The sequence below is a fragment of the Variovorax trehalosi genome (assembly GCF_051216415.1).
In the GTDB taxonomy this organism is placed as follows: Bacteria; Pseudomonadota; Gammaproteobacteria; order Burkholderiales; family Burkholderiaceae_C; genus Variovorax.
This window is the reverse complement of the sequence record NZ_JBPJZG010000001.1, coordinates 1222510-1240614: the sequence shown is the minus strand read 5'-3', so window position 1 is coordinate 1240614 and position 18105 is coordinate 1222510. Positions and strand designations below refer to the sequence as shown.

General features: G+C 63.1%; 17 protein-coding genes. 8 read left to right on the top strand and 9 right to left on the bottom strand.

The window, feature by feature from the left end; all coding sequences use genetic code 11:
• Positions 1–92: 92 nt before the first annotated feature.
• Genes ACSFA7_RS05840 through ACSFA7_RS05810 form a run of 7 tightly spaced genes read left to right on the top strand, consistent with a single transcriptional unit; the run spans position 93 to position 6356 of the window.
• Positions 93–1667: an ABC transporter ATP-binding protein gene (locus ACSFA7_RS05840; protein WP_435498487.1), complete on the top strand. Its 1575-nt coding sequence runs from the start codon at positions 93–95 to the stop codon at positions 1665–1667.
• The gene (locus ACSFA7_RS05835) at positions 1667–2731 is read left to right on the top strand and encodes an ABC transporter permease (protein ID WP_307644950.1); all 1065 of its coding nucleotides are present in this window, start codon (positions 1667–1669) and stop codon (positions 2729–2731) included. The genes ACSFA7_RS05840 and ACSFA7_RS05835 overlap by 1 nt, the downstream gene beginning before the upstream one ends.
• Positions 2728–3651, top strand: coding sequence for an ABC transporter permease (locus ACSFA7_RS05830; RefSeq protein WP_435498486.1), 924 nt, complete (start codon positions 2728–2730; stop codon positions 3649–3651). The genes ACSFA7_RS05835 and ACSFA7_RS05830 overlap by 4 nt, the downstream gene beginning before the upstream one ends.
• Before the next feature lies 1 nt (position 3652).
• A complete protein-coding gene (locus ACSFA7_RS05825) occupies positions 3653–4105 on the top strand; it encodes a hypothetical protein (RefSeq protein WP_435498485.1) in 453 nt (150 codons plus the stop codon).
• 23 nt (positions 4106–4128) lie between these two features.
• Positions 4129–5409, top strand: coding sequence for an amidohydrolase family protein (locus tag ACSFA7_RS05820; protein WP_435498484.1), 1281 nt, complete (start codon positions 4129–4131; stop codon positions 5407–5409).
• Between the two features lie 4 nt (positions 5410–5413).
• Positions 5414–5929 (top strand): GNAT family N-acetyltransferase, encoded by a 516-nt coding sequence (locus ACSFA7_RS05815; protein WP_435498483.1) that lies wholly within the window; start codon positions 5414–5416, stop codon positions 5927–5929.
• Between the two features lie 22 nt (positions 5930–5951).
• Positions 5952–6356, top strand: a complete 405-nt coding sequence (locus ACSFA7_RS05810; protein WP_435498482.1) for a GFA family protein — start codon at positions 5952–5954, stop codon at positions 6354–6356.
• A 3-nt stretch (positions 6357–6359) separates the two neighbouring features.
• On the opposite strand, the gene ACSFA7_RS05805 is transcribed toward ACSFA7_RS05810, so the two are convergent.
• From ACSFA7_RS05805 to clpS, 6 genes are all read right to left on the bottom strand, one after another.
• Positions 6360–6923, bottom strand: a complete 564-nt coding sequence (locus ACSFA7_RS05805) for a GNAT family N-acetyltransferase (protein ID WP_435498481.1) — start codon at positions 6921–6923, stop codon at positions 6360–6362.
• Positions 6910–7350: a DUF3574 domain-containing protein gene (locus ACSFA7_RS05800; RefSeq protein WP_435498480.1), complete on the bottom strand. Its 441-nt coding sequence runs from the start codon at positions 7348–7350 to the stop codon at positions 6910–6912. Before ACSFA7_RS05800 ends, ACSFA7_RS05805 begins: the two co-directional genes overlap by 14 nt.
• 6 nt (positions 7351–7356) lie before the next feature.
• A complete protein-coding gene (gene sbcB, locus ACSFA7_RS05795; RefSeq protein ID WP_435498479.1) occupies positions 7357–8796 on the bottom strand; it encodes an exodeoxyribonuclease I in 1440 nt (479 codons plus the stop codon).
• The gene (cls, locus tag ACSFA7_RS05790) at positions 8797–10242 is read right to left on the bottom strand and encodes a cardiolipin synthase (protein WP_435498478.1); all 1446 of its coding nucleotides are present in this window, start codon (positions 10240–10242) and stop codon (positions 8797–8799) included. It abuts the gene before it with no gap.
• Between the two features lie 116 nt (positions 10243–10358).
• Positions 10359–12680 (bottom strand): ATP-dependent Clp protease ATP-binding subunit ClpA, encoded by a 2322-nt coding sequence (gene clpA / locus ACSFA7_RS05785; protein ID WP_013541677.1) that lies wholly within the window; start codon positions 12678–12680, stop codon positions 10359–10361.
• A gap of 67 nt (positions 12681–12747) precedes the next feature.
• Positions 12748–13107, bottom strand: a complete 360-nt coding sequence (gene clpS, locus ACSFA7_RS05780; RefSeq protein WP_013541678.1) for an ATP-dependent Clp protease adapter ClpS — start codon at positions 13105–13107, stop codon at positions 12748–12750.
• Between the two features lie 293 nt (positions 13108–13400).
• Between clpS and ACSFA7_RS05775 the strand changes: the two genes are divergently transcribed.
• The gene (locus ACSFA7_RS05775; RefSeq protein ID WP_435498477.1) at positions 13401–14108 is read left to right on the top strand and encodes a hypothetical protein; all 708 of its coding nucleotides are present in this window, start codon (positions 13401–13403) and stop codon (positions 14106–14108) included.
• Here the strand turns inward: ACSFA7_RS05775 and ACSFA7_RS05770 are convergent.
• From ACSFA7_RS05770 to icd, 3 genes are all read right to left on the bottom strand, one after another.
• Positions 14098–14415, bottom strand: a complete 318-nt coding sequence (locus tag ACSFA7_RS05770; RefSeq protein WP_435498476.1) for a hypothetical protein — start codon at positions 14413–14415, stop codon at positions 14098–14100. The two genes, ACSFA7_RS05775 and ACSFA7_RS05770, sit on opposite strands and share 11 nt — an antisense overlap.
• A 219-nt stretch (positions 14416–14634) precedes the next feature.
• Positions 14635–16389 carry an ATP-dependent nuclease gene (locus ACSFA7_RS05765; protein ID WP_435498475.1) on the bottom strand — a complete coding sequence of 585 codons (1755 nt, stop codon included), beginning with the start codon at positions 16387–16389 and terminating at the stop codon, positions 14635–14637.
• 279 nt (positions 16390–16668) lie between these two features.
• On the bottom strand, positions 16669–17928 hold the full coding sequence (gene icd, locus ACSFA7_RS05760) for an NADP-dependent isocitrate dehydrogenase (protein WP_435498474.1): 1260 nt from the start codon (positions 17926–17928) through the stop codon (positions 16669–16671).
• Between the last annotated feature and the right edge of the window lie 177 nt (positions 17929–18105).

Genomic DNA, 18105 nt, shown 5'->3' with positions numbered 1-18105 from the left:
GGCGCGCGGCACTCGATCGATCACCGCGGCGTTGCGGGCGCCGACTGCCCCCATCCCAGCCTTCCCCCAAAGGGGGAAGGAGCAAGACCTTCATGACTTCTACGACCGTCCTCCGCCTCCAGGGCATCACCAAGCGCTTCGGCACTCTCGTCGCGAATGACGCCATCTCCCTCGACCTGCAAGCCGGCGAAGTGCTCGCGCTGCTCGGCGAGAACGGCGCGGGCAAGTCGACGCTGATGTCGATCCTGTTCGGCCACTACGTCGCCGACGAAGGCAGCCTCGAGGTGTTCGGCGCGCCGCTGCCGTCCGGCAACCCCAAGGCCGCGCTCGCCGCGGGCGTGGGCATGGTGCACCAGCACTTCACGCTGGCCGACAACCTCACCGTGCTCGACAACGTGATGATGGGCACCGAGCCGCTGTGGCGCCCAGTCTCGCGTCGTGCCGCAGCGCGCGCCCGGCTGCTCGACGTGGCGCAGCGCTTCGGCCTGCCGGTACAGCCCGACGCGAAGATCGGCAGCCTCTCGGTCGGCGAGCGCCAGCGCGTGGAAATCCTCAAGGCGCTGTACCGCGGCGCGCGCATCCTGATCCTCGACGAGCCGACTGCCGTGCTCACGCCGCAGGAGAGCGAGGCGCTGTTCGCCACGCTCGCGCAGATGGTGGCGCAGGGCCTGTCGGTGATTTTCATCAGCCACAAGCTGGGCGAAGTGCTGCGGGTGTCGCACCGCATCGCCGTGCTGCGCGGCGGCAAGCTCGTGGCCGAGGCGCGCACGGCCGACACCACGCAGGCACAGTTGGCGCTCTGGATGGTCGGGCATGCGGTCGAGGCGCCGCAGCGACGGCCTGCCAAGACGGTGGGCGACGCGGTCTGCGTGCTCGACCATGTGAGCACCGCGTCCGCCAAGGACGGTGGACAGGACCGGCTGCGAGAGGTGTCGCTGACGCTGCGCGCGGGCGAGATCACCGCCATCGCGGGCGTCTCGGGCAACGGCCAGGTGGCGCTGGCCGAACTGCTCTGCGGCACGCGCCGCGCCGTCTCCGGCACTGCCCAATTGATGGGCCGCGCGCTGCCGCCCTCGCCCGCCCGCCTGGTGCAACGCGGCGTGGCGCGCATTCCCGAAGACCGGCATGCGGTCGGCGTGGTCGGCGACCTGCCGGTGTGGGAGAACGCGGTGTCCGAGCGGTTGCGCAGCCCGGTGTTCTCTCGCTGGTCGGTGTTCGTGCGGCGCGCGGCGGCGCGGTTGCATGCGCGGCGCATCGAAAAGGCATTCGACGTGCGCGGCGCCGGGCTTATGGCCCCGGCCCGCTCGCTCTCTGGCGGAAACATGCAGAAGCTGATCCTGGGGCGCGCACTGCTCGCGCCCGAACAGGCGGAAGACGCCGACAACAAGAAGTACCCGAACCGCGCTCCGCGCCTGATCGTCGCGCACCAACCGACCTGGGGCCTGGACATCGGCGCCGTCGCCTATGTGCAGCAGCAACTCATCGCCGCGCGCGATGCCGGCGCGGCGGTGCTGGTGATTTCCGACGACCTCGACGAAGTGCTCACGCTCGGTGACCGCGTGGCCGTGATGCACGGCGGCCACCTCGGCGAAGCGCGCCCGGCCGCGGCCTGGACGCGCGAAGCCATCGGGCTGGCGATGGCCGGCGCCGCGAAAGGCGCGCCATGATGCGGCTCGAACGACGCCACGAAACCTCGCGCGCCGCGCTGGTGCTGGCGCCCATCGGCGCAGTCGTGTTCACCATGGTCGTGAGCGCGCTGCTCGTGCTCTGGGCCGGCGCACCGGTCGGCCGCACCTACGCGCTGCTGCTGCAGGGCGGGTTCGGTTCGGTGTTCGCGTGGAGCGAAACGCTGACCCGCGCGATCCCGCTGATCCTCACCGGCCTGGCTGCCACGGTCGCCTTCAAGGCGCGGCTCTTCAACATCGGCGCGGAGGGGCAGCTCTTCGCCGGTGCCCTCGCCGCGGTGGCCGTGGGCGGCATGCACGGCGGCACGGGCTTCGAACTCTCGCCCTGGGTGCTGTTCCCGCTGATGATGCTGGCAGCGGCCGTCGCAGGCGCCCTGCTGCTGCTCGGCCCGGCGCTCATGAAGAACAAGCTCGGCGTCGACGAGGTGGTGACCACGCTCTTGATCAACTTCATCGTGCTGCTCGGCGTCTCCGCGCTGCTCGACGGGCCGATGAAGGACCCGACCGCCATGGGCTGGCCGCAGAGCGTGTCGCTGCAGTCCGATCTCGAACTGGGCAAGCTCATCGCCCAGACGCGCGTGCACACCGGACTGCTGTGGGCCGTGTCGCTCGCAGTGATCGTGTGGGCAATCTTCAAGTACACGGTGCTGGGGTTCGACATCCGCGCGGTAGGCGCGAATGCGCGCGCCGCCGCGTTCGCCGGCGTGCCGGTCACGCGCACCGTGGTGATGGTGGCGCTGCTCTCGGGCGCGCTGGCCGGGCTGGCCGGCGCCATCGAGGTGGCGGGCCGTACGAGCTACGTCACGCTCGACATGTCGCCGGGCTATGGCTACACAGGCATCGTGATCGCGATGCTCGCGGGCCTGCACCCGTTGGGCGTGATCGCTGCCGGCGTGTTCGTGGCCGGCGTGCTGGTCGGCGCCGACACCATGAGCCGCGCGGTGGGCGTGCCGACCTACATCGCCGACGTGATCGTCGCGGCCTCGCTGATCGCGGTGCTGGTGGCGACGCTGCTCACGCAATACCGCGTGCGGATGACGAAATGACCGACCTTCTCGACATCCTCGCCAACCCCGCCTTCTGGGTCGCAGTGCTGCGCATCGCCACGCCGCTCATCCTCGGCACGCTCGGCGTGCTGCTGTGCGAACGCGCGGGCGTGCTCAACCTCGGCATCGAAGGAATCATGGTCGCGGGCGCCTTCACCGGATGGCTCGCTGTGTATGCCGGTGCGCCGCTGTGGGTCGGTGTGGGCGTAGCGGCGCTCACCGGCATGGTGTTCGGGTTGCTGCACGCTTTCCTGACCGTCGGGCTCGCGCTCTCGCAGCACGTCTCGGGCCTCGGCATCACGCTGCTCGCGACGGCGCTCAGCTACTTCGGCTACCGCGTGAGCTTTCCGAAGGTGAACGCGCCGCCTACCATCACGCCTTTCGCGCCGATGGACTGGCTGCCCGTGCCCATCCTCAATGCACAGACCGCGCTCACGCTGTTCGCGTTGCTGCTCGTGCCGGCGGTCGGCTGGGTGCTGTACCGCACGCCGCTCGGTCTGGCGCTGCGCATGGTCGGCGAGAACCCGCAGGCGGCCGAGAGCCAGGGCGTGTCGGTCGCGGCCACGCGCACCGGCGCCATCGTCGCGGGCTCGGCGCTGATGGGCATGGCGGGGTCGTTCCTCACGCTCTCGGCCTTCAACGCCTTCTTCTTCAACATGGTGAACGGCCGCGGCTGGATCTGCGTGGCGCTGGTGGTGTTCGCCTCGTGGCGGCCCGGCAAGGCCCTGCTGGGCGCGCTGCTGTTCGCGTTCTTCGACGCGCTGCAACTGCGGCTGCAACAATCGGGCGACGCCGTGCTGCCCTACCAGCTCTACCTGATGCTGCCGTACCTGCTGTCGATCCTCGCGCTGGTGCTGGTGGCGCGCAAGGCGAGCTATCCACAGGCGCTGATGAAGCCATATCGCAAAGGGGAACGTTGAGATGATGAAGACGACCGCTGCAACCCTGCTCGCCGCCCTGCTCTCGCTCGGCGCAACCGGCGCCCATGCGCTGGGCAGCGACTACAGCTACGACACCTTCAAGACGCCCGATTCGGTCAGCTGGGTGCAGCTGTGCGGCACCTGGGGCAAGGACCACCAGGGGACCTACCGCGTGGTCCATGCGGACCAGTACGCGCAGTCGTTCCTCTATGTGCAGTGGATGACCCGCGATGCCAACGGCGGCCTGCATGCCGAGCACACGGTCGCCATCGCCGAACTCGACAACGATCACGCCGAGATCGCGCTCACCGACATCACCTGCCGCGCCACGCCGCGCGGCATCGTGGTGACAGCGAAGGCGGCATCCGGACATGACGACAAGCTGCGGCGCGTGACGATCGAGGTCGGGCCCGCAGCGGGGCAGTACCGGTATCGGGCGCAGCGCACGCGCTGAACAACATTCCAGGAATCCTCACGATGCTCGACCTCCTCATCACCAACGCCACCCTCCCCGACGGCCGCACCAGCATGTCGATCGCCGTGCAGGACGGCCGCATCGCCGAGGTCACCGAAGGCCTGGATGCACCGGCACACGAGAAGCTGGATGCGCAAGGTCTGCTGCTCGCGCCCCACTTCGTCGACCCGCACTTCCACATGGACGCCACGCTGAGCTACGGCCTGCCGCGCGTCAACGAGAGCGGCACGCTGCTCGAAGGTATTGCGCTGTGGGGCGAGCTCAAGCCGCTGCTCACTGCCGATGCGCTGATCGAACGCGCACTGGCGTATTGCGACTGGGCCGTGGCCAAGGGCCTGCTGGCCATCCGCACGCACGTGGACACGAGCGATGCGAGCCTGCTCGCCGTCGATGCGCTGCTCGAAGTCAAGCGCCAGGTCGCGCCCTACATCGACCTGCAGCTTGTCGCCTTTCCGCAGGACGGCGTGCTGCGCTCGTCGGGCGGTGTCGAAAACCTCACGCGCGCGCTCGACAAGGGCGTGGACGTGGTCGGCGGTATTCCGCATTTCGAACGCACCATGGCCGATGGCGCCGCCAGCGTGAAGCTGCTGTGCGAGCTGGCCGCGGAGCGCGGGAAACTGGTCGACATGCACTGCGACGAATCGGACGACCCGCTCTCGCGCCACATCGAGACATTGGCCTTCGAGGCGCAGCGCCTGGGCCTGCAGGGCCGCGTGACCGGCTCGCACTGCACCTCGATGCATTCGATGGACAACTACTACGTGAGCAAGCTGCTGCCGCTCATCGCGCAAAGCGGCGTGGCGGTCATCGCCAATCCGCTCATCAACATCACGCTGCAAGGCCGCCACGACACGTACCCCAAGCGCCGCGGCATGACGCGCGTGCCCGAGCTGATGGCGGCCGGCGTGAACGTCGCGTTCGGCCACGACTGCGTGATGGACCCCTGGTACGGCATGGGCTCGGGCGACATGCTCGAAGTGGCGCACATGGGCCTGCACGTCGCGCAGATGACGAGCCAGGCCGGCATCCGCCAGTGCTTCGAGGCCGTGACCACGAACGCGGCGCGCGTGATGCACCTGGAGCGCTACGGCATCGAGGCCGGCTGCGACGCGAGCTTCGTGCTGCTGCAGGCACGCGATGCGGTCGAGGCGATCCGTCTGCGTGCGACACGGCTCAAGGTGTTTTGCAAGGGCAAGCTGCTGGCGGAAACGCCGGCGGCCACGGCGAAGCTGCACCTGCCGGGACGGGCGCAGGCCAGCAGCTGGATGATTCCCAGGGCCTGAGCCCATGCAGGCGCTCTATAGCGGCCTGACGTTCCGGCCCATGCTGGCCTCGGACCTGCCCCTGCTGCGCGAATGGCTCGGCCGGCCGCATGTGGCCGAGTGGTGGGGCGCCGCACCATCGCAGGTCGAAGTCGATGCCGACTACGCACCGATGCTGTCACCCGCATCCACCGAACGCGCGTACATCGCCCTGCTGGACGGAGCGCCCATCGGCTATATCCAGTCCTACGTTGTCATGGGTTCGGGCAACGGCTGGTGGGAAGACGAGCGCGACCCGGGTGCGCGCGGCATCGACCAATTCCTCGCGCATCCCGACCAGTTGAACCGCGGACTGGGCAGCGCAATGGTTCGCGCATTCGTGGACCGGTTGTTCGAAGACCCGGCAGTGACGAAGGTACAGACAGATCCCTCACCGACCAATCGCCGCGCGATCCGCAGCTACCTGCGCGCCGGTTTTCATGAACAGGGCGAAGTGGCCACGCCCGATGGTCCGGCCCTGCTGATGGTGCGACCCCGATGAATCATCTCTGGAGACAAACCACATGAAAGTCCACGGCACCTGCCATTGCGGCCGGATCACCTACGAGGCCGAAGTCGATCCCGACAAGGTCAGCCTGTGCAATTGCGCCGATTGCCAGGTGCTCTCGGGCACGGCCTACCGCGTCTCGGCGCCCGTGCCGGCCGAAGACTTCCACCTGCTGACCGGCCAGCCCAAGGTTTACGTCAAGATGGCCGAGAGCGGAACACGTCGCCGCCAGAGCTTCTGCGAGAACTGCGGAACGCCGATTGCGTCCAGCCCCGACATCGACCCGCCACCCAGCTACTCGCTGCGCATCGGCAGCATGGTGGAGCGCGACCAATTGCCGCCGCGAAGACAGCAGTGGTGCCGGTCGGCACTCGGCTGGTCCCAGGACCTCAGCGGGCTGCCCGCGCTGCCGACCCAATAGCGTTCATCCGCGCCCTGCCCCTTCGAGGTCGCACCACATGTGCACCTTGGCGAGCAAGGCGCCATCGACTGCGATGGCCATCGGCTCGACGCCGAAGACCTGGAAGCCGCAGCGCTCATACAGCGCCTGTGCAGGCGCGTTGCCTTCGGTCACCGTGAGCTGCACCAGGCGCAGCCCGCCGTGCGCACGCGCATGGTTGAGTATGGCCTGCACGAGCCGGCGGCCGAAGCCCGCGCGGCGTGCCGAAGCCATCACCGACATGCCGAACAGCGTGGCCTTGTGGCGTGCGCGCTCGCGGTCCTCGAAGCTCAGGCCTGCGGCGCCGACCAGCACGCCCGTTTCGTCGAACGCACCGTAGACCACGCTCGGCGCATCCACCTCGGCGCCGAGGCGCTTCTCCCACCAACTCAACGGCAAGCCCTCGCGCTCCCCGACGGTGGACGTGAAGGCGCTGGGGTGCGTCGCGTAGGCATCGAGCATCACGGCCCGGTACGCGGCAGCATCCGCAGCGATCAGGCGACGGACGACGTTGCCGTCCTTCGCGATGTTTTCCTCAGAAGCGGACACAGACGGATTGCCTTTCCTGCAGCACCGCCTCCTGGCCGAAATTCTTGCGGTACGTGTCGATGATGCCGGCGATGGCCGCGTCGTCCTTCTCACTGCGCGGATGCAGCAACACCACGAGCTTGGAGGGCTCGCGCACCACGCCGCCCGAGGCGCCGCGCCATTGGCCGACGGCGTCGAGCACGGTCAAACCCTGCGGGAACGCGGGGGTCACGGTGGCGTCGAGAAAGCCGGCCCACTGCGCATCCGAGACCTGACCGCCGGCCGGTATGGCCCGGCCGAAGAAGAGCGTGTCGCGCTCGAAGGCATCGAAGCCGGTGTCGCAGGTTCCGCCAGCCGTTGGCGCGGAAGGCAAAGCGCTGCAGCCCGCGAGCGCGGTCAGCATGAGCGCAACCAGTGTCGGACGGACGCGGGAAGCAGCGTGTGCCATGAGCGTTCAGGCCTCCGGCGCGATCGCCTCGGCGTATTCGTAGAGCGCACCGAGGATCTCCTCGCCGCGCTCGTCCGCCGTTTCGGACAGCGCATCGACTTCGCTGAACAGCTGCTCGATGGTGCGCACCCCGCCCTCGCCGTGAAACAGGCGCGCCACGCGCAGCGCCTCCCAGCGTTCGGTCTCTTCGGGGGCCAGCGATTCGGGCCAGTTGCGCGCGCGGTAACGGAAAACGATCTCCTCGAGGCGGCCATCGTCGAAACCGGTGCGGTCCTTGGCGAGCTCGCCGGCGGAAAGGCCGCGCAGCTGGTTCAGGCGCCGGCGGTCGGCGTTGCCGACAAACCCGCCGTAGAGGTCTTCGTCCACATCCGGCGTGGCCTCCTTCGGCCGCGCGTACACCTGCGACCAGATCGCGCTCATGTCGGGCAGGTCGCGTGCGATGGCGGCGTGACGCATGGCAGTGTCGAGGTCCACACCCCAGCGCTCGGCCATCGGCGGTGCGAGCGTGCGCAGGTTGCCGACCACCATCGGCGACTTGTTGAGATGGATGCCCTTCACGGGCAGGCGCACCGCGCCTTCAGGCAGGTCGGCCGTGCGGGTGAAGAGCCGCAGGCGCAGCGTCTCGACATCGAGGTCGCGCAGCTCGCTCGGGTCGTGGGCCAGGTCCCAGGCGATCAGTTCGTTCTTGTTGGTCGGGTGGCTCGCGAGCGGCCACATCACGGCGAGGCAGCCGCGCTCCACCGGAAACATGCCGGAGACGTGCAGGAAGGGCTTGGCGGTTTCGCGCATCGCGGGCAGGCCGAGTTCGCTCGCCACGCGGTCCTTCTTGTGCAGGCCGAAAGCGAAGTCGAACAACTTGGGTTGCCTGTCCCGGATGAGCCGCGCCAGCGCGATGGTCGCGCGCACGTCAGAGAGCGCATCGTGCGCCGACTCGTGCAGCAAGCCGTTGGCGCGCGCCAGGTCTTCGAGCTTGAAGCTGGGCTTGCCGTCTTCCTTCTTCGGCCACTCGATGCCCTCGGGGCGCAGCGCGTAGGTGAGGCGCACCACGTCGAGCAGGTCCCACCGGCCGCAGTCGTTCTGCCACTCGCGTGCGTACGGATCGATCAGGTTGCGCCAGAAGAGGAAGCGCGTCACCTCGTCGTCGAAGCGGATCGTGTTGTAGCCCACGCCGATGGTGCCGGGCTGCGAGAAGGCGCGTTCGATCTGTGCAGCGAAATCATGCTCGGGGATGCCACGTTCCAGGCACACCTGGGGCGTGATGCCGGTGATGAGGCAGGCCTCGGGACTGGGCAGGTAGTCCGGCGCGGGCTTGCAATAGATCATCAGCGGCTCGCCGACTTCGTTCAGCTCGGCATCGGTGCGGATGGCCGCGAACTGCGAAGGCCGGTCGCGGCGCGGCACCGCGCCGAAGGTTTCGTAGTCGTGCCAGAGAAAGGTATGGTTCATTCAGAGCAAGGGTGAAAACAAGCGCGCAATGGAATCGCCGAGACGACGCCAGAAATTCTGTGGCCGGTTGGCGCGCACCGCGCCGGAGCTGTGCAGGTCGGTCTCGAACTGCGCCGCCAGCGGCCGGGCCAGTTCGGGGCCGTAGACCACCGCGCAGACCTCGAAGTTGAGCCGGAAGCTGCGGTTGTCGAAATTCGCGGTGCCGATCATCGCGCAATGCTCATCGACCACCAAGGTCTTGGAGTGCAGCATGCGCGCCTTGTATTCCCAGACCTTGACGCCCGCGGCGATCAGCTCGTCGAAGTACGAACGCGCGGCTGCGCTCACGATGGCCGAATCGCTGCGGCGCGGCACGAGCAGGCGTACGTCGACACCGCGCAGCGCTGCGCTCGTGAGCGCCATCAGCGCGGGCTCGCCCGGCACAAAGTACGGCGTGGTGAGCCAGGCGCGGTGCGTGGCCGAATGGATCGCCTCGACGTGCATGCGGTGGATCGGCTCGAGCACGTTGTCGGGGCCGCTGGTCACGATCTGCACGGGGATGTCGCCCGCGTCCAGCTGCGGAAGCATCGCGGCCATCGTGTCGTCCATGCCGCGCGGGTCTTCGCCGGTGGCGTAGGTCCAGTCTTCGAGGAACGTCGTCTGCAACCAGCGCACCGCGCTGCCCTCGATGCGCAGGTGCACGTCGTGGTACGCGTCCGGGTTGGTGCGCTTGTCTTCCTCGTCGGTGATGTTCACGCCGCCGGTGAAGCCCACGCGGCCGTCGCAGATCACGATCTTGCGGTGGGTGCGGTAGTTGGTCACCGGACGGAGGCGCCGGCCGATCTTGGTGTCGTGGAACAGCGCGACCTTCACGCCGGCTGCGTGCATTGGCGCCATGAACTTGCGGCCGATGCGCTTGGAGCCGAGCGCGTCGAGCAACAGGCGGATGACGACGCCCTCCTTCGCGCGCTCGACCAGCAGGTCGCGCAGCGCGGTACCGATCTTGTCGGGCTCGAAAATGTAGTACTCGAGGTGGATGTGGTCCTTCGCCTCGCGCACCGCCTCGAAGATGGCGTCGAAGGTGCGTGCGCCGCCCGAGAGCAGTTCCACATCGGACGCGCTCGACACCGGCAGCCCGCAGGCCGCAGTGCCCAACCGCGCCATCTGCTGCAGCGCCGGAGGCGCGTTCTGCGCCGCATCGCGCAGCCGGGCGAGGTCAGCCTGCGCCGAGGCCCCTGCGCGGTTGCGCAGCCGCTTGATGCGTTGCTTGCGCAGGCGCTGCGGCCCGAGGAAGTAATAGATGACGAAGCCCGCGAACGGCAGCAGCGCCAGCGACAGGATCCAGCTCATCGTGGACACCGGCGCGCGCTTCTGCATCACGATCCAGATCGACAGCACGGCGATGTAGCCGCTCCACGCCAGGGAGAGGCCGGTTTTCCATTCGTGGCTGAGTTCGGGGAGGATCAAAGTGACGAAGACGGGTGGATGGATTTCGGCCGCCCAAAGAAAAAGGCCGGCAGCGCGATGCTACCGGCCTTTGGAGGCGCTTCCGCGGCCTCATCGGCCACGGAATGCCCGGTTTCTTAGCCCGTTGCCGCTTCTTCGGCCTCAGGCTTGGACTTGCCTTCCTTCTTGGGGAGAGGCTGGATGTCCAGCAGCACTTCGTCCTTGTCGTCGAGGTCGACTTCGAGGCGGCCGCCGTCGGTCAGGCGACCGAACAGCAGCTCGTCGGCCAGTGCACGACGGATCGTGTCCTGGATCAGCCGCTGCATCGGACGCGCGCCCATCAGCGGATCGAAGCCCTTCTTCGCCAGGTGCTTGCGCAGCTTGTCGCTGAAGGTGACTTCCACCTTCTTCTCGGCCAGTTGCGTTTCGAGTTGCAGCAGGAACTTGTCGACCACGCGCAGGATGATGTTCTCGTCGAGCGCCTTGAAGTTGACGATGGCGTCCAGCCGGTTGCGGAACTCGGGCGAGAACAGGCGCTTGATGTCGCCCATTTCGTCGCCCGCCTGGCGCGGGTTGGTGAAGCCGATGGTCGCCTTGTTCATGGTCTCGGCACCCGCATTCGTCGTCATGATGATGATGACGTTGCGGAAGTCGGCCTTGCGCCCGTTGTTGTCGGTCAGCGTGCCATGGTCCATCACCTGCAGCAGCACGTTGAAGATGTCCGGATGCGCCTTCTCGATTTCGTCGAGCAGCAGCACCGAATGCGGCTTCTTCGTGACGGCTTCGGTCAGGAGACCACCCTGGTCGAAACCAACGTAGCCCGGAGGCGCGCCGATCAGGCGGCTCACCGCGTGACGCTCCATGTACTCCGACATGTCGAAGCGGATCAGCTCGATGCCCATGATGTAGGCAAGTTGCTTGGCCGCTTCGGTCTTGCCGACGCCCGTGGGGCCGGAGAACAGGAACGAGCCGATCGGCTTGTCGCCCTTGCCCAGGCCCGAGCGAGCCATCTTGACCGCAGAGGCCAGCACTTCGAGTGCCTTGTCCTGGCCGAACACCACGCTCTTGAGGTCGCGCTCGATCGTCTGCAGCTTGCTGCGGTCGTCGTTGCTGACGTTGGCCGGGGGAATGCGCGCGATCTTCGCCACGATTTCCTCGACCTCGGTCTTGCTGATGGTCTTCTTGCGCTTGCTCGGCGGCAGGATGCGCTGGGCGGCACCGGCTTCGTCGATGACGTCGATTGCCTTGTCGGGCAGGTGACGGTCATTGATGTACTTGGCGCTCAGTTCGGCGGCTGCCTGCAGGGCGGCCACCGCGTACTTCACGCCATGGTGTTCCTCGAAGCGCGACTTCAGGCCCTTCAGGATGTCGACGGTTTCCTGCACCGACGGCTCGACCACGTCGACCTTCTGGAAACGACGCGACAGGGCCGCATCCTTCTCGAAGATGCCGCGGTATTCGGTGAACGTGGTCGCACCGATGCACTTGAGCTGGCCGCTCGAGAGCGCGGGCTTGAGCAGGTTCGACGCATCGAGCGTGCCGCCCGAGGCTGCGCCCGCACCGATCAGCGTGTGGATTTCGTCGATGAAGAGCACGGCGTTGGGCTTGTCCTTCAGCGACTTGAGCACGCCCTTCAGGCGTTGTTCGAAATCGCCACGGTACTTGGTGCCGGCCAGCAGTGCGCCCATGTCGAGCGAGTAGACCTGCGCCTCGGCGAGGATCTCGGGCACGTCGCCCTGGGTGATGCGCCACGCCAGGCCTTCCGCGATCGCGGTCTTGCCAACGCCGGCCTCGCCCACGAGCAGCGGGTTGTTCTTGCGCCGGCGGCACAGGATCTGGATGACGCGCTCGACCTCGTATTCGCGGCCGATCAGCGGATCGATCTTGCCGTCCTTGGCGAGCTGGTTGAGGTTTTGGGTGAACTGCTCGAGCGGCGATGCCTTCTCGTTGCGTTCGCCGCCGCCCTCTTCGCCTTCACCCTGAGGCGCTTCGCCGCTGCCCTTGACGGCCTCGGGCGGATCGCTCTTCTTGATGCCGTGGGCAATGAAGTTCACCACGTCGAGGCGGGTCACGCCCTGCTGGTGGAGGTAGTAGACGGCGTGCGAGTCCTTCTCACCGAAGATCGCGACCAGCACGTTGGCGCCGGTGACTTCCTTCTTGCCGTTGCCGGTGGACTGCACATGCATGATGGCGCGCTGGATCACGCGCTGGAAACCCAGCGTGGGCTGGGTGTCTACATCGTCGGTACCCGCCACTTGCGGCGTGTTGTCCTTGATGAAGTTGGTGAGCGACGCCCGAAGGTCGTCGACGTTCGCCGAGCAGGCGCGCAGAACTTCTGCGGCGCTCGGGTTGTCCAGCAAAGCGAGCAGCAGATGCTCCACGGTGATGAACTCGTGGCGCTGCTGCCGGGCCTCGACAAAGGCCATGTGCAAGCTGACTTCCAGTTCCTGGGCAATCATGTGATTTCCTTTTGCCTTGCTGTAAATAAGTTCTCAGATGGGTTGGAGCTTGCGCAATTCAACAGGTTCACGCAACTGGCTCACTGACACATTGCAGCGGGTGCCCAGCCTGCTGCGCGGCCTCCATGACCTGATTCACTTTAGTGGCTGCCATGTCGCGGGAATAGACCCCACAGACACCGCGGCCATCGAGGTGGATCTTCAACATGATCTGCGTCGCGGTCTCGCGGTCTTTGCTGAAGTACTCCTGCAGCACCACGATCACGAACTCCATGGGGGTGTAGTCATCGTTCAGCATGACCACCTGGTACATCTGGGGCGGCGCAGTTTTCTGCGGCCGGCGCTCCAGAACGACCGAATCTCCGTCATCCCCGGCCGGTTTTTGGGCCGGAGGGGTGGGGGGAGTCTTGGGAATTCTCGTTGCCATGAAAAAGATTCTATAGAGCGTGCAAGCACCGTGCCGACGCAGGAGGACTTGGTGGCGCGATTTCGACAAATCAAGTGGCTTGCGCCGATAGGGACAGTTTTTTTCTGAGCGCTGGCCTCACGCCCTGAGCCCGAGGCATGCGCTCAGACTCGTACAACACGTCCGTTCTGACGCGGGTGCGCTAGGCTTCCCATCACCAGCAGCAAGCTAGGCGTCAAAAGCGTTCGAATCCGCTGGCTGCACCTCCACAAACTGGACCAAATCGCCGAAAGGCAGGCGCACAAGGGAAGCACATGGAAAGCAAATGGTGGGAGTACTACGCAGTCAGGTACTTCGTTGGAACGGTCGTTGGAGCGATGGCCGTCGCGACTTTGGTCACCAAAGCGCCCTACAAGCAGGCATTCGAGGCATCTGAGGCGCTGAAGAACAGCGGCTTTCTGAGCTTCAGCTTGATCGCTGCTCTAGGACTCGCTTTTTGCTATATCGCCAGTTCGCCTGTACTCGTCATTCATGCGACTCGCGCCCACCTGCAGCTCACAGCACCAAGTCGCCATCATCGGACTTTCGTTATCGCTTTCGGAGGCTTCCTCGCATTGTTGGTGATCGGCTTAACCCAGCTACTCAAGGCGCACATTTGCCTATCGTTGGGACTGGGTCTTGTCTTGGCAACCCAATACGCGTTGATTTCTTCCGCGCTGCTTTCAAAATTCTCTCTGATCGACAGCTTCTACAGGAGGATTGCATCCGTGCGTGCAGTCGGCGGCACGAACTCAACAGGTGAAATAGCCGAGTTCGTTACCTCATATCGCCATCTGCGAGAACACGGTAATGCTTTCATGATCATCGTGCTGGAAATACTTCTCGCCGTCGTACTGCACAGTATCAACACGGGCACGCAAGCGGCGGTGCTTCTCGCAATCTGGATCCTGCCGGCGACAATATCTTGGCTGATCGGAACAGTATTGGAAATTCGCTTAACAACCAATCGAACTATGCCGTAGACGGCCGCGAAGCACTGACTTGGGCGAGTGCGTCTTCCCGATTCTTTTCTATTTTTAACAACGCCTCCAATCCACCAAACCACGCGGGATAAGCGTCCGAATAGGCAATCCTCCCGACATTAACAATGCTGAATACAAAAAACTCATCCGACTCACCAACCGCCTCAATCACTGTGAAATGAAATTTTTTAGGGCCTTGTTCATCGACAAGTAACGCAAGCTGCTTTGATTTAATCATGTGACCGCCCAATTTAAAAGATTGATCTAAAAACAGATGCTCCGCCCCAATCTCGAAAGCAATAACCAATAAGTACGAGCTACTTATCTTTACGCTTGAAGTTTGGCCAGCACACATCCGAATGAGATTTTGTGCGCTTTGGCAAGCACGCACACAACACAATTTCAATCAATAGTTAAAAAGACGATGCGAGCGCTCAACCCGTGAAATTTAACCACTCATCCGACTCTCCAACAATCCAGTCAGATGATCTCACAATCCTCAGCAAGATTGTTCATCCTTAGTCAGTCAAAAGCTCGATGATCGAATAAGGCCGACGACCTCTTCGACACGAGCCCTAAGATCCAAGACGTCAAGATTTGCGGGCTCGGAACAGACCGCTGTGGCGACAGCAAGTTTGTCAACCCGCTCTAGCGTACTACCGTCAGGCTTCTTGAATGGCAGCACGTGTGCAAACGCCCCTGTCCGAATTCTTTTATCGAATCGCGCTCCATAGACCTTCTTAAGAGCGCCCGTCATCATTTCCTTTTCAATATAATTTTCGATCTCTCTGCCGTCGGTAATCCAGCCGATTCCGCGGTCGGTTGCAAGCTCGGCCAGCAAACGCTGTTTTGTGGCGTTAATTGAATCATCCAAGGCACTTTTATCGCTGTCCATCACCACACAAATATTTCTATTTAACTGCCGCACTGCGATTAGTGCCTCAACATCTTTTTGCCCGTCTTCGTCGCTTGCCGTCAAATGATTGAGTAATCTCCCTCCATAAAACATCACCGAGTAGTCAATCCCCTCTCGGAGGTCTGGTGCCAAAGAGCGAATCCAGTGCGTGATATATATTCGATCCGAAGGCCCCTCAACCCAAATAATCGCATTGGATTGAAGTAAATCGGATGCTCTGTAGCCTAAATCTTGGCAAACCTTAAAACGACTGGCGGACGTCAAAGCGGCAGATACAGCAGTCTCCCCATCGCTATTTGAAACATGGAATACCGAAGCAGCAGTGGCATCGATAATGCTGGCAGAGTGCGTCGCGATAAAATATTGATTCGTAGTATTATCAGCCAAATACTGAATCAAACGCCTTTGAAGAAGAGGATGTAAATGAATTTCAGGCTCTTCAATACAAACTATCTGCTGCTGGAGAAAAGTGCAGGATGCTGCAAGCAAAATCACCTCGTGAATACCAGTTCCCAATGCGCTTAACGGCAGTAATTTCGCGTCCATTGAGACCAGGATGTGTTTTCGATCATGCGGCACACGAATTTCTGCCGAACTATTGTCCGTAACAGCGCGCAAAAATTTATTGAGCGAATCAAACTTCAATCGTTTGCTTTGCTCATCATAGTCAGGGTCTTGATGCTTGCCGAGTTCTTCAATTAGCCCGCGACCGGACCAGTCAGAGAAGTTTTGACCCTTCTCAGATACAACCCGTATCGCAGGAACCATTGCGACATTCGGTATTGACATCTTCAAATGCGTCAGCAGGCGTTTTATGGTTTCGGGCACCCAAACATCAACGGTGCCTTGTCTCTGATTCGTTAGAGCACCCCACATACTGTAAAGAGGCTCCATGCCTGGTTGACTCGCGATTTCTAGATTTTTTAGAGACAGAGGTCGAATTGGCTCTAGTACACCACGGGATCCACTAGCTCGCCTGAACCAAAGGAGATCGTCTTTTTCGAAAAGTTTAAGAAGATTGCGCCCAACTCTCAAATAATTTGCATTATTGGGAAATAGGCTTTGTACAGCGTCATCCACCGCGGACCACGGAAGCCCCATTCCCATGATCATTTCTCCGTTTGGATTGGAGATATTTTTATCAAGCTCGTCGATTGGAACGACAGAAGAAATTGGCCCATTTGGGGAATCCGCGACATGCGACTTGACATGTCGAGCGATGTAATTCAAAACCGTCGATTTGCCAACGTTATTTGGCCCAATGAAAAAATTGAATTGCTGAAACGGACCTATATAAGCAACTCGATCACCGATCCCCCGATAGTTCGCCAAAGCAATTCCATGCAGATATGTTGATTTCGTCATTCACGTCTCCTCTTCTTTAATAGGACTCTTGCTCTTACCTGGGCGACTAGGACGATGAGTTCGCGATGCACAGCCTTACTGCGCCAAGCAAGGCACAAACCTCACCCCAATGTAAGTCGACTTAGGACCGCACAGAAACTATCGAATAGGGATCCGAGTTTTCTGATGCATGGAAGACGGGGGCATGTCTTAACTCAAGCACCCAAAAACAACTTGACCCCGCCTCCGTAGCGGAGAGCGGGGTCAAAGATTGGACTCACTTCGTTAGTGAGCAAGCTGTCACATATGCTCGATCATGACTTGCCCGAAGCCCGAGCAGCTCACTTGCGTCGCACCTTCCATCAGGCGCGCGAAGTCATAGGTCACCCGCTTGCTGGCAATCGACTTCTTCATCGCGCTGATGATCAGGTCGGCCGCTTCGGTCCAGCCCATGTGGCGCAGCATCATTTCGGCCGAGAGGATTTCGGAGCCGGGGTTCACGTAGTCCTTGCCGGCGTACTTGGGCGCCGTGCCGTGCGTGGCTTCGAACATCGCGACGGTGTCGCTCAGGTTCGCGCCCGGGGCAATGCCGATGCCGCCGACCTGTGCGGCCAGCGCGTCGGACACGTAGTCGCCGTTGAGGTTCAGCGTGGCGATCACGCTGTACTCAGCAGGACGCAGAAGAATCTGCTGCAGGAACGCGTCGGCAATGCTGTCCTTGACGGTGATTTCCTTGCCCGTCTTCGGGTTCTTGAACTTCATCCACGGGCCGCCGTCGATCAGCTCGGCGCCGAACTCCTTGGCGGCCAGGGCATAAGCCCAGTCACGGAAGCCACCTTCGGTGAACTTCATGATGTTGCCCTTGTGCACGATGGTCACGCTGGGCTTGTCGTTGTCGATCGCGTATTGGAAGGCCTTGCGCACCAGGCGCTCGGTACCTTCGATCGACACGGGCTTCACGCCGATGCCGGAGGTGTTGGGGAAGCGGATCTTCTTGACGCCGAGCTCGTCCTGCAGGAACTTGATGAGCTTCTTGGCCTTGTCGCTTTCAGCTTCGAACTCGATGCCGGCGTAGATGTCTTCCGAGTTCTCGCGGAAGATGACCATGTTGGTCTTGTGCGGCTCGCGCACCGGGCTGGGCACGCCTTCGAAATACTGGATGGGGCGCAGGCACACGTAGAGGTCGAGTTCCTGGCGCAGCGCAACGTTCAGCGAACGGATGCCGCCGCCGACGGGCGTGGTAAGCGGGCCCTTGATGGACACCACGTAGTCGCGCACAGCATGCAGGGTTTCCTCGGGAAGCCAGACGTCGGGGCCGTACACCTTGGTCGACTTCTCGCCGGCATAGACCTCCATCCAGTGGATCTTCTTCTTGCCGCCGTAGGCCTTGGCCACGGCCGCATCGACCACCTTGAGCATCACGGGGGTGATGTCCAGCCCCGTGCCGTCGCCTTCGATGAAGGGGATGATCGGTTGGTCGGGCACATTCAGCGAGTTGTCGGCATTGACCGTGATCTTCTGGCCTTCGGTCGGGACTTGGATGTGCTGGTAGCTGGACATGAGGGGGATGCGCTCCGGGGGTGATGTAATTTTGAGGAGTGTCAGCGAATTCAGACAGCGCGGGGGTTTCGCTGTACAACCGGCTAACAAATCGCTGTACATTTTAGACGCTGCCCATCAGCTGGCGTTTGTCAACCATGGGGCCAATGGGCTCGTTAGTGGCTGACCTTCTGCTCG